8 protein-coding genes and 1 pseudogene are annotated in these 11,814 nt (G+C 53.6%); 1 reads left to right on the top strand and 8 read right to left on the bottom strand.

All coding sequences use genetic code 11. The annotated features are described in order from the left end of the window. Positions 1-2 precede the first annotated feature (2 nt). From LT85_RS07900 to LT85_RS07885, 4 genes are all read right to left on the bottom strand, one after another. Positions 3-944 (bottom strand): MotA/TolQ/ExbB proton channel family protein, encoded by a 942-nt coding sequence (locus LT85_RS07900; RefSeq protein WP_052134872.1) that lies wholly within the window; start codon positions 942-944, stop codon positions 3-5. Positions 945-1,025: 81 nt separating this feature from the next. After that, positions 1,026-1,679: an energy transducer TonB gene (locus LT85_RS07895; RefSeq protein WP_038487227.1), complete on the bottom strand. Its 654-nt coding sequence runs from the start codon at positions 1,677-1,679 to the stop codon at positions 1,026-1,028. A gap of 300 nt (positions 1,680-1,979) precedes the next feature. Then, on the bottom strand, positions 1,980-4,712 hold the full coding sequence (locus tag LT85_RS07890; protein WP_038487225.1) for a TonB-dependent receptor: 2,733 nt from the start codon (positions 4,710-4,712) through the stop codon (positions 1,980-1,982). Between the two features lie 1,220 nt (positions 4,713-5,932). Next, positions 5,933-6,991 carry a phospholipase A gene (locus tag LT85_RS07885; RefSeq protein ID WP_253273691.1) on the bottom strand — a complete coding sequence of 353 codons (1,059 nt, stop codon included), beginning with the start codon at positions 6,989-6,991 and terminating at the stop codon, positions 5,933-5,935. Positions 6,992-7,199: 208 nt separating this feature from the next. On the opposite strand from LT85_RS07885, the gene LT85_RS07875 reads away from it, so the two are divergent. Then, complete coding sequence (locus tag LT85_RS07875; RefSeq protein ID WP_038487219.1) at positions 7,200-8,144, top strand: bifunctional helix-turn-helix transcriptional regulator/GNAT family N-acetyltransferase; 945 nt, start codon at positions 7,200-7,202, stop codon at positions 8,142-8,144. A 10-nt stretch (positions 8,145-8,154) separates the two neighbouring features. On the opposite strand, the gene LT85_RS07870 is transcribed toward LT85_RS07875, so the two are convergent. From LT85_RS07870 to ampC, 4 genes and pseudogenes are all read right to left on the bottom strand, one after another. Further along, positions 8,155-9,009 (bottom strand): NAD(P)-dependent oxidoreductase, encoded by an 855-nt coding sequence (locus LT85_RS07870; RefSeq protein WP_038487217.1) that lies wholly within the window; start codon positions 9,007-9,009, stop codon positions 8,155-8,157. A 135-nt stretch (positions 9,010-9,144) separates the two neighbouring features. Beyond that, entirely contained in the window at positions 9,145-9,432 is a 288-nt protein-coding gene (locus tag LT85_RS07865) for a hypothetical protein (protein WP_038487215.1), read from the bottom strand. A 245-nt stretch (positions 9,433-9,677) separates the two neighbouring features. Next, positions 9,678-10,097, bottom strand: a complete 420-nt coding sequence (locus LT85_RS07860; protein ID WP_038487213.1) for a cupin domain-containing protein — start codon at positions 10,095-10,097, stop codon at positions 9,678-9,680. 100 nt (positions 10,098-10,197) lie between these two features. Next, a pseudogene (gene ampC / locus LT85_RS07855) lies at positions 10,198-11,395 on the bottom strand (class C beta-lactamase). Between the last annotated feature and the right edge of the window lie 419 nt (positions 11,396-11,814).

The following is an 11,814-nucleotide window of genomic DNA, read 5'->3' as shown; positions in this document are numbered from 1 at the left end:
GATTAGCCAACCTTTTTATTGATATGCGAAACCTGGACCGCCGAGCTCGAGGACATCACGCCGCTCAACAGCACCGAGTGCAGGTCGGCGCTGAACGAACGGATTTCTTCCATTGCGCTCTTGTTGCGGCGAACCAGCCAGTTGTAACCCAACACCGCAGGCACAGCCACTGCCAGACCGATTGCGGTCATGATCAGCGCTTCACCCACTGGACCGGCAACTTTGTCGATCGATGCCTGGCCGGCGATACCGATCGCTGTCAGCGCGTGGTAAATACCCCAGACGGTACCGAACAGACCGACGAACGGTGCAGTTGAACCGACGGTTGCCAGGAAGGCCAGGCCGTCTTGCAGGCGGCTTTGTACTTTCTCAACCGAGCGCTGGATCGACATGGTGACCCAGGTGTTCAGGTCGATTTGTTCCAGCAGGGCGCCGTCGTGGTGTTCGGTCGAATTCAAACCGTTTTGCGCGATGAAGCGGTAAGCGCTGTTTGGCTTGAGGCCGTCAACACCGGCAGCAACCGTAGCGGCTTTCCAGAATGTCTTTTTAGCGTTGCTGGCTTGACCCATCAACTTCACTTGCTCGAGCAGCTTGGTGATGATGATGTACCAGCTACCCATCGACATCAGCACCAGGATGATCAGGGTGCCGCGGGCAACGAAGTCGCCGCCTTTCCACAGGGCGTCCAGGCCGTATGGGTTATTGACTGTTTCGTGATCGGCAGGAGCCGGTGGCGGAACGGGGGTATCTACCAGCGATGCTGCTGCAGCGTCTGCAGCTTTAGGTGCATCGGCGGCCGGCGCGGAGGTAGCGGCAGCAGGTGCAGATGCTGCGGCAGGAGTTTGGGCGATTGCTGCCAGCGGCGAGATCGTCATTGCAGAGATCATCAGGGCTGCAGCCAGGGCGGAAGGCAAGGAAAATAAGCGGTTACGGGTGATAGACATGCTTGTGCTCCAAAATTAGAAAGTAGATTGCCGCAATCGCGACGTGGTAAATGGTTCGTCTATATCTGCGCTGACGTGAACCTACTCAAGTTTCCAGACATATTGCATTTTGGTGGTGGACTGCACCGCTTTGCCGTCCGACATGGCTGGCGAGAAATGACACAGGCTCCAGGCTTTCACCGTGGCTCTGTCCAACTCCTTGAAGCCGCTGCTCTTTTCAACAGAAGAATCAAGCACATTGCCGTCGGCGCCGATGGTCAGCTTGACCGTGACCATGCCTTCTTCTTCATTACGCAATGAAGTGCGCGGGTACTCCGGTTTCTCGCAATTTCCTGCAATCTTGGCGCTGGTATGCGCTGGACCTGCTTCGCCGTTGGTAGCAGGCTGCGCCACCGATGTCGGCAAATCATTGGTCGGCGGCTTGACGTTGGTCACCGCGGCAATCACGTTGTCTGTTGGCGGCGGCGTTACCTTGACCTCGGGTGGAGGTACGAACGGCGGTGGCGGCGCGACCGATTTTGGCGGTGGCGGCACAACCTGTTTCGGTGGTGGCGGCGGTGGCGGCGGTTTGATCTCTTCGATAATCTTGGTTTCAACCGGTTGCTGGATCACTTCCACAACCTTGCGCGCCAATCCAGTAAGAAGTGCGTAAATCAGAAGAACATGCAGAACAACAACCACGCTGATGCCAACTACATTCTTGGAGGGATTTTTCCCATCCTGCGTGAAATCCATACAACGACTCCTGTTTGTTTGCCTGACTACGGGCAATCTCGGTATTGACAACGACACTGGCGCAACATGTCGTCTGTCGGCGTCCTGAACTTATATTGGTTTCCGGCGATTTCAATGGATCGTAGCTGACCTGACCGGTAAAAAAACCGGAGAGCGCTTTCATCAAAGCCAAGCGGGTGCATGCATATCTGGTTGTCCACGCTCTCTCGGCAAATCAACGTCAACTCTTACTTCAACCGCACACAATTTCAGTTTCATCCGGCATGTCGCTTTGGACGGCGGCATGTCGGTATTGCCTTGCTAGAACTTCAGATGGGCATTGAGATAGAACTGACGGCCGTTCTTGTAGAACGCGCGCGGCTGGTCTTCGCTCAATGCGTAGTACTTCAGGGTTGGGTTGTTCAGGTTCTGCGCATCCAGCGTGAAGGCCAGCTGTTCGCTGTACTTGAAGCCGAGAGACATTGCCAGGGTGCCGACGCCGGCTTGATAGAACGCAGTGCTGCGATCCAGGCCGCTGTAGAAGGCGCTACGGTAGTTATACGAGATGCGGGCATTGAAGCGCTCATCTTCGAAATAAGCCGTCAGGTTGGCGGTACGTTTCGATGCGCCAACCAAAGGACCGTTGTTCGCGTCATAGGCATTGATAAAGGTGGCGTTGGTGGCAAAACCGAAGTACTTCCCGAGCGGCATTTCATACGCCAGTTCGACACCGGTTACCGTACCACTGGTGTTGACCGGCACGGTCAGCACATAGTCGGCCATGTAGTTGGCAGGATGATCAGGCGTGCTGGTGACATAGCTTCTGGTGACGCTGCCGAGGCCTACGTAGCTGGTCAGGTTCATGTTGAAAACACTCGCCGAAACCAGGGAACGAGGAGCAAAGTACCACTCGATCGACGTATCGAAGTTGTTCGACGTGATCGGCTTCAGATTCGGATTGCCGCCGCTGCCCGAGCCGATGGAACCGAATTGCGCCGGTGGCGACAACGACACCTGGCCAGCCAGCGCCGAGTAATCCGGACGCGTCATGGTCTTCGACAGTGCGAAACGGGCAATCACGTCTTTGCTCAATTCAAATTTCAGATTGGCGCTAGGCAGTACATCGACGTAGGTGTTGTTGTCTTGCTGGCGGACGAACGGACCGAAAGCCGAAGTCGTGATCGCTCCCGGCGCGGTGGCTGGCGCCGCGACGTTGGAGAGAACGTTCTCTTGCGTCTGCACTACACGCACGCCGACATTACCGCTCCAGTGATTGCCTTCAAGATTGCCTTGCAGGTAACCGGCGGCATTCTTTTCCTTCACCGAAAACTCGGAATTCCAATCTTCACGTGAGACCGGATCGCGGTTGGTGAACGCATTGAAGGCTGCCAGCTGGCCCGGCGTGTAATACCAGACATTGGTCGGGAAACCGCTACCCAGGCCGCTGCCGAAGTTCGACGGGAAATTTTGGTAGCCTTGCGGGAAATTGGCTGGATTGCTTGCGTCAGCTGTCGGTCCCTGGCCGATCACGCCATCGGAACTGCGTTTATGGTCGTTATACCGTGCGCCGAACTGCACCGACGACAATGCACCCCAGCCGGCAGTGTATTCACCATCGATCTGAGCCCAGTTTTCCTTATCCTTGACGTCGACGTTCTGGTCGCCAAAGATCCAGCCGAAGGCGGTTGTGCCGGTGTTAGGGCTGGAGTTATTGGTAGCACCCAGGTTCCAGTTGGCAGCAGTGCCGATACCGTTCAGCTGGTAACCGGCGCCGGCGCCGACGCCGACATTCCATTCCGCGACGTTTTGCGTAGGAGTTTTGCCTTCACCCGTCGACGTACCTAGCTTGGTGGTGAAATTCAGCGAATCACTTGCGCGCCACTTGGTGCCGATCTCGACAAAATTCGAACTTGCGCTCTCATCTGGACGTGAAATCTGGTCATACACGCCGTAGTTGGTGCCGGCGACAGGAGCAAAAGTCGCCGATGTCAGCGTGTTGTTCTTGACTGTATAGCCAGGATTCGGCGACTGGCCGGCACCGGCGTTGATAACTTGCGCGCCCCAGAATTCATAGCTGCGGTTGTAGTTGGCGGCCTTCATTTCCGAAGTGAAGCCATTGATATCGAAAGAGAAATCGTTGCTGACCTTGAACTGGGCATCGATCAAACCGCCGGTACGTTTGCGTTGCTGCTCAAACAGGGCGGAGTTGATCAGGTTAGGTGCATAGACGCCGGCCAGGTCAGGATGCGCAGTGGCGATTTTGCTGCCAGGAGCGATCTGTGTGTAGCCGAGGATTTCCTGGCCCTGGCGTTCCAGATGGCGCTCTTCCGAAAATGCCTGCACCAGGATGCCGAAGGTATTCGCTTCGTTTTTCCAGTTGATCAGCGCACTTATTTGCGGGTCGGTCTTGCCAGGCAAATCTGCATATACCGCGCCGAGGGTTGCTTCAGCCGTGAATTGTTTCTTGAACTCCAGCGGCTTGCGGGTAATGATGTCAACCGAACCGGCGACGCCGCCTTCAACCAGGCTGGCTTCCGAGCTCTTGTGGACCACCACCGAACCGACCAGCTCTGAAGGCAGCATGGTGTAGCTGACGCTACGGCCGACCTGGCCCGACTGGTCCAGCACGAACCAGTCGCCGGATGCCACGTTGTGACCATTGATCAGCGTTTGCGTCAGGCTGGGGCTGGTGCCGCGCATACTGACCCGGTCGGCTTCATCGAAACCGCCTTCTGTTGCGCCGGCATTGCCGATGGTGACGCCAGGTACGCGCGACAGCGAGTCGGCCACGTTCTTGTCCGGCATCTTGCCGATGTCTTCCGCTGTGATGACTTCCACGTGGGAATCGGCATTACGTTTTTGAGTCAGGGATTTTTGCAACGAACCACGGATGCCGCTGATGGTGACCTGTTCAATCTGGCCGCTCTTGTCAGTGCTCTTGCTGTCAGCCTTTGGGGCTGTGTCATCTGCCTGCTGCGCATAAACCGGCATGGCTGCTGCTGCCATCACCAGTAGTGCAACCGCAGATGCTATTGGTGTTAAATTTTTGTTCACTTACTGTTCTCCCCATCGATTGCGGCCTCGCCTATCCCAGACAGGCCATTTTTCATTTACTTCTCCGCGCTGCGGCCTGACGTTGCGTCAAACCAGCAAAGGGAGAACCTTTTTTTCGATACAGTCGCCAATACAACAAGACCTGCCCAACAAGACGCCGCATGTCACTGCAAGTGCTACAACTCACCCGGTCAGTCCTTCTCCAAAGACCTTCCGGGAAAGATGCTGTGCGTACTCTGCCCCGCACATCACCCCAACCTGCCTTGCGTCCAAGCTCCAAAATTTCATGTAGAAACGTTGCGCTGGGGACACTCTATGGATCGAAAAAGTGGCTGTCAATAGGCATCTAACTGGTATTACATAAATAAATTATTGGTATCCAAATGCACAATTCATATATCTATATATACCGTTGTTTACATTCACTATTTCGCAAACTACACGGCTGTTGTTTAGTGGACTGGACTGGTCGCTTTTTTTGAAAACCTGATCTGAAAAAATGCAGATTTCATGAAAAATAAAAATTACTGGATCTTTTATTGAACTTCTTATGAATTGACGCAACGCCGCATGAAAAGGCCTGTATTTGCGCTTAAATTTCATAATTTTTGTCTATGAAAATTGAGTTTTTTAGAGGATAAAACAGAGACTCAAATTTCAATAATAAAAAGGCATTTAATCGAGCGCAGAATTGCGAGTGATGATTTTTTTTAGAAATTTTTTATAAAAAAATTTAAGTCGTCACATGAGTCGAACAAGATCATTCAAATCGCTAAACAACGCTGCATCGCAGCATTATTTAGATTATTGAACAAATGACCAAGACCAGTTTGTATTGGTAGTTTTTTAGTAATACCACTTTGGTGCACAAAGCACGAAAATGGTGAATCGGATTTATCACTGTTACGACTGCGGAACTATCGACCAGACAGTAATTTGACTGGTAAGGAAGGATGGGCGCTATGTCGCCCTGGTGACCGCACGATCACCCCAGATCGCACAACGGCATCTCTGGACGACGACGCTAGCAGATCAGTTTGGTGCGTTGCACGATGCGCATGCCGCCAATAGACGGCAGCGATTATGGGCAATCCGGCGCAAAAGGATGGCTTGCATAACCTGCAAACGACTTCCCCCGGACTATCCCTGCAGAAAAAAGCCCTGGGCGCATAACGCTCCGGGGCTCATTGAACAAGAAGATTTTCTTGTCAGGACTTTGTTCAGAAATCGATCAGGAAACCGGCGCCGATCGACTTTTGTGAATAGTTGTAATCGATCAGGCTCTCACCGTAACCCGAAAACAGCTGCACATAGCCTTTCAGATTGGTCGTGACGGGAAACGCCAGGCTGGCCTGGACCGCGCCATGTCCGGTCTGGAAATTGTGGCGCGCCAGCAGCGAATACTCATAGCCGTCCTGACGGTAGGTGGCGCGCAGGTCGCCGTGCCCCATATAGTCAACGATGTCGATATTGTCGTTATCGGCCTTGGCGTTATCGAGGCGCTTCCAGATCCTGGCTGCCAGCGCCAGCTTGCCGTATTCCGCTCCCAACTCCGCATAGAAACGGTTCCAGCTGCGCGACAAAGTGGATGACTGGCCGTTGGACTGATGCATCAGCGCGAGATTGAGATAGCGGAAATTGAAATCGCCGATCTTTGCCGTCAAGGGCAGCGTCGCAATCAGCTCCGGCTGGTAATTGGTTTCGCGGAACGGACTGGAGTTGGCCCGGTTATAGGCCTGCCAAAAACTCTGCTGCGTGTAGGCCAGCCACAAATCGACCGGACTGCCTGCGATATTTTCCAACATCTTCATCTTGAAACTGAGCTGATAGGTCAGCTCGGTTTTTTGAAGGTTGAGTCCATTCGGCGTGTCCGGGTTGAACGGCGCCTGGTTAGTCGAGGTACTGTAATTGGCCAGCAATACATAGTTATCCAAATAAGACTTGAGGGCAAACACGCCGCGCTTGGCGTTGGGGTCCAGCTCCCAGCTCTGCACTGTGTGTGAAATCTGGTCTGCCCCCTGCTCTGTCGTGGTCTTGCCGGTTGCAACCGTCGGCGCCGGGAAGGCTGGCGCGACAGATACCGTTGCTGCGCCAGCGGGGGTGGCCGGGACTGCCGCATCCGCAGCGGCGCTGGCCAAGGCGTCATAACATCCCAGGCGCGCACTGGCGTCAGCCAGCGCCGAGCAGTGCGCCAGTTGCTGTTCAAGCTCGGCTGCGTGCAACAGCGCCGGCGACATGCAGCAGCAAGAAAGAAGGAAGATTTTTACGTTTCTTTTCATGGAGGAATTATGGAAAAAGCAAAATGAGGCGGGCTGGTCCGGAGCGGCAGGAAAAATCAAAAAGGTTTCCATTATCGCCAACTTCCGATACGCCGCCCAAAGAACATGGCAAGCACCAAGGAAAATCGCCAGTAATTCTTGCATGCTATCTTGATTTGATTGCCTAAAGCACCTATATTAGAGCCTAAGGCAACTTACTGGATTTCCTATGACTATCGAACGACTTGATGATCGCGCCACCAAAGTCCGGTATTTCAACCGCTTCTACACCGACAAGATCGGCGTGCTTCACGAGCATTTACTGGACAGCGCGTTTTCACTCACCGAGCTTCGCATCCTGTATGAGCTGGCACATCGCCCGACATTGACAGCAGCGGACCTGGCCCGCGAGTTGAGCCTCAATCCTGGCTACCTGAGCCGCGTGATATCCGGTTTCGAAAAAAATGGCCTGCTCGAACGCGCACGTTCGGAAACCGATGGCCGCGTTGCCCAGCTACACCTGACCGAGCTCGGACGCGCTACCTACGCACCGCTGGATGAAGCGTCGCAACGAGAAGTCGCGGCAATGCTGGAACGCCTGTCACTGCCTGAGCAGCAGCAGCTGGTGGACGCCATGCGCCAGATAGAGAGCCTGCTGGGCCAGCGCGACTCATCCTATCTGCTGCGCGATCCCCGTCCGGGCGACATGGGTTGGGTAGTGCATCGCCATGGCGTGCTGTACGCGCAGGACTATGGTTGGAATGTGGACTTCGAGGCGCTGGTGGCCGATATCGTCGCCAAGTACATACGCGATTTCGACAGCAGCGCGGAACGTTGCTGGATCGCCGAGAAAGATGGCAAGGTGGTCGGCTCGGTGTTTGTGGTGCGCCACGACGAAACCACCGCCAAACTGCGCTTGCTGTACGTCGAACCAAGCGCGCGCGGAATGGGAATCGGCCGGCGGCTGGTCCAGGAATGCCTGCGCTTCGCGAAGTTCGCCGGCTACCAGCGCATGCTTCTGTGGACCAACAGCGTCCTGACAGGCGCCCGCGATATCTACGCGAAGGAAGGCTTTGAAAAAATCGCGGAGGATGCCCACCACAGCTTCGGCAAGGATCTGATCGGCGAGACCTGGGCCCGCGATTTGCGAATCTTGTCTGCGCCCGCCGGCTAGATCAACAGGACTACGGCCGCGACACAGCGTCGATGCCGAGGACGCTGGCATCCTCGGCACCGTGTCCAGCGGCAATCAGCTGGTCCATTCTGGCGGCGACCGCCGGCAATGCCGCCATCGGCCGCTTGCCGACAGTCTCCAGCATCAGCCGCACATCCTTGCGCGCCATCACCAGTTCGAAGCTTGGATTGAAATTGCCCTTGGCCATATTCACCCCGCGGCCCGCCACCATGCCATTCAAGTCAAGCATGCCAAGCAGCTTGATAGCGTCTTCGCCACTCACATCGCTCGCCTGCGCCAGGGTAAGAACATCCGCCATGACCGCCGACAGGCCGATGATCACGGCATTGCCAAACAGCTTGTTGGCGGCAGCAAGATCGGCGCGTTCGCCCACGTATTCGAGGCGTCCCGTCATCTTGGCGAGATCCGCCTGGACCGCGTCGAAGAGCGCTTTCGGCCCCGCAACCATCATCGAACCCTGGGCATTGCGTGCAGCCGGCGGCCCCATGAAAACGGGGCAATGGAGATACTTCACTCCAGCGGCATGCAGACGCTCGGCACGTGCGGCGGTCAATGCCGGCAATGTCGTGGTGTGATCAATGATGATGGCGTCAGCAGGCAGGACATCGCGTATCGCCGCAATCACCTCCTCGACCACGGCGTCGTCTTTCAGCACGATATGTACTCTTGATGCAGTTCGCACTGCTTCGGCAGGCGTCGCTGCCGACGTCACGCCGAACTGGATGAGGGATTGGACTTTGTCGCTGGAGCGATTCCATGCAGTGACTGTGTCACCGCGTTTTGCGGCAGCTTCCGCGAATGCGCTTCCAAGTAAGCCGGTACCGAGAAAAGCGATATTTGCCATGATCGTATTCCTATTAAATTGAGCCAGAACAACAGAGTGTCGAAATATAACACCGGATCAATTCAGAGGCATGCGACCGCCTGTTTTGCGATGGGCTGGTACTTGAAAAGCGTACGACTTCTTGTCAGACGATCGTTAGTCGTCCAATTCAAACGCGACCAGCGTAGCCGCATACTCGATCGTTTTTTTATAGTCAGGCATGCTGGGATGCGTACTATTGGCTAAGGCCGTCAAACTATTGTGGAACACCTTCTGATTGGTCGCGGGATCTCCCGCCTTGACGTTGACCAGATAATCGCGCGCGTCATGGACTGCAAGAAGCACGGAGAAGCGCACATCCTCGCCGTACAGCGCCAGCGTCGCGCATCTCAGGATTTTATCGATGCTCTGGTTGAGATAGGTATCGTTGATGAGCGTTTCCATTTCAAATCCCCCAAAAAAACACTGCTCATCAAAATCATCCTAGAGATCACACTGCGTTGTCCAATGTTAAACGGGGGATTTGACAATCCTTTTCAAATTTGTTAAATCAAAAGAAATATTTAGTGAGCGGCAGCATCATTCTGTCCCCTTTTCAGCCACTATTCACTGCAAAACTTGCGATAAAACAGCTTGAAACCACGAAGGGGCTTCCCGAATCGGCAGGATCGGGAACTACGGCAGTCGCTTTATTGCTTGGGCGCAGGCACAACAAAGGGCTTGGCTGGTTCCCACACCCAGCTGGCAACAAATCTGGCACCCTGAGGACCAGCCTTGGTTACATGCACCCCGCCAGCCGGGATCTGAAAACTATCCCCTGCCTTAATCGTTTTCGATGCCTGGCCCTCCATCATCAGCACCAGTTCTCCCTCAAGCACATACACCACTTCAGGCCCGGTTTGTATGCGGCGTTCCTTGATGGTATTGGGCGCCATTTCGCCTGTTCCCAAGCCAAGCTGATAAGGAGTTTTCGATAAATTGATCCTTTGCAGGACGCGTGTTGGCTGGTTCGCTGCAGAAGCGGCTTCTGTTGCAATCACAGAGCCGGATGCCGCGGCAGCCGCGATAGGCACAGCAACAAGCATAGCAATAAAATATTCAGTTTTCATGGGCGGAAAGTAGTAGCAAGCAGTAGCAGATCAATGCCTGCGAAGAAATGCTTCGCAGGCATTGATGAAACGGGTAAAGTTAATCGTGGAACAAAGGATGTTACTCAGCTTGCGCCTTGCTTTGAGGCAGCGTCTTACCATCCAGGCGAGTCAATATTTGATACGCAGCCGTCACCCGATCGGAAATCGGATAGTTCTTATTTGCCAGTATCACGATGCCCAGTTTCTTGGCGGGATAAAGGCGACATAGCCTGCAAAACCATTTGTCGAGCCGGTTTTGTTAATCAAGACATTCTCTTGCGGCGGCAGAGGTGGATTCAATCCGGTTGCCGGATTACTCTGGGTAACCATCGTGTCGGCATTACCTGCCAGCAGTCGTTGAGTTCTACCGGATAGGCGTATTGCTCCCATATCAGGTCTTGCGTGATTTCCCCTGACTTGTAATACCCCGTGTGGGTATCCGTTATCGCCTTCTGCAATTTTTGATCAAGCTTGATCGTCTGCATGTTGGCATCGATAAACCGGATCATATCGATCGTGCTGGATTTAATTCCATAAGCTTCGGATCCCAAAATCCCTTTGTTCATCCTGATCGGCGCATCTTTTTTTGTATAACCTTGCGCATAATCCTTCAACCTATCCGTCGGCACATTGATATAGCTATGCTTCATGCCAAGCTCGGGAAACAATTTCTTTTCAATCGCATCGTCAAAAGATACATGCATGCTCTTGGCGGTAATCATGCCGAGCATGCCGATGCTGACATTCGAGTAGGAGCGCTGGGTGCCGGCGGCATAGGCCGGCTTCCACAATTTCAGGTAGTCCAGCAACTGATCCGTGTTGCCAATCTCGTCCGGCACCTGCACAGGAAAGCCGCCTGGCGTATGGGTCCCCAGATTGATCAAACTGACTTTACCAAATTTACTGTCGCGCAAATAAGGGAAGTATTTGGCAGGACTGTCAGATAGCGAAAGATTGCCGTTGAGCTGAGCATAAGTAGCCAGGGTAGCGGTAAATGTCTTGCTCAGCGAGCCGATTTCAAACAGTGTTTCACTGGTTATCGGATGCTGGGTTTCTTTCGATGCCACGCCATAGTTGTAGAAGTAGTTTTTCCCGTCGACAGTCACCGCAACGGCGATGCCGGGGACATTGTTTTTCTCAATCAGCGGCTGAATAGCTGCATCTACGATACCGCGGACCGAAGACGGATCGACCTTGTCTGCCGCATAGGAAGATGCTGCAAGGAAACACATTGAGACTGAAAGTAGTTTGATGATGTTCATGTTTTTTTGACGCATGGTTGGAGAAACCTCAGATCGAAATTGTTGACGACACCAGCCGTTGGTTATTTCTAGGCACGATAGTGATTAGAAAAGTCGCTAGATTGGGAACAGCCACATAAGAAATAGTTTCATCTCATAACCGACGCTGCATACAGAAACGTGCGTAGGATGCCAATATCCGGCCATTCACCTTAGAGATGGCGAGGCTGTAATATCCGCTTTTTCAGAGCTAGCGGCAATCTGGATTTCTTTGGCTTAGACAATAGAAAATCTTATGCACGATGCGATAAAAAGCAAATTGCAAGGTAAAAAGGTACAAACCTAAATGTCAACGGCAAGCCTTGCTACAGTCAAAGGGAATGTCGGGTTATTTTTACCCGGATTTTATTGATCGAATATTTATATCCGGGTATTATTGACTAAGCTGGTCCACT

It is taken from the genome of Collimonas arenae (assembly GCF_000786695.1).
GTDB lineage: Bacteria > Pseudomonadota > Gammaproteobacteria > Burkholderiales > Burkholderiaceae_D > Collimonas > Collimonas arenae_A.
Note: the sequence above shows the minus strand (reverse complement) of the source record. Positions and strands in the feature narration are given on the sequence as shown.